This window comes from Streptomyces lincolnensis, from assembly GCF_021173675.1.
GTDB lineage: Bacteria > Actinomycetota > Actinomycetes > Streptomycetales > Streptomycetaceae > Streptomyces > Streptomyces lincolnensis_B.
This window is the reverse complement of the sequence record NZ_JAIHON010000048.1, coordinates 1-546: the sequence shown is the minus strand read 5'-3', so window position 1 is coordinate 546 and position 546 is coordinate 1. Positions and strand designations below refer to the sequence as shown.

Genomic DNA, 546 nt, shown 5'->3' with positions numbered 1-546 from the left:
TGGATCACCACCCAGGGCGCCACCAAGAACCTCGACGCCACCCGCCTCGCCGTCGCCGGCGACTCCGTCGGCGGCAACATGAGCGCCGCCCTGACCCTGATGGCCAAACAGCGCGGCGACGTCCACCTGGTCCAGCAGGTGCTGTTCTACCCGGTCACCGACGCGAGCTTCGACACCGGCTCCTACCACCAGTTCGCCGAGGGCTACTTCCTGCGCCGCGACGGCATGCAGTGGTTCTGGGACCAGTACACCACCAGCGAGACCGACCGCGCCCAGATCACCGCCTCCCCGCTGCGCGCCACCACCGCCCAGCTCACCGGCCTGCCCCCGGCCCTGGTCATCACCGGCGAGGCCGACGTCCTGCGCGACGAGGGCGAGGCCTACGCCAACAAACTCCGCGCAGCCGGCGTCCCGGTCACCGCGGTGCGCTACCAGGGCATCATCCACGACTTCGTCATGCTCAACGCCCTGCGCGAAACCCACGCCGCCCAGGCCGCCATCACCCAGGCCGTCACCACCCTGCACACCGCCCTCCACCCCGCCTGA

General features: G+C 70.9%; 1 protein-coding gene. It reads left to right on the top strand.

What is annotated here, in order from left to right; translation table 11 throughout:
• The coding region (locus K4B79_RS47500) for an alpha/beta hydrolase (protein ID WP_232033713.1) at window positions 1-546 on the top strand (546 nt) is incomplete at its 5' end.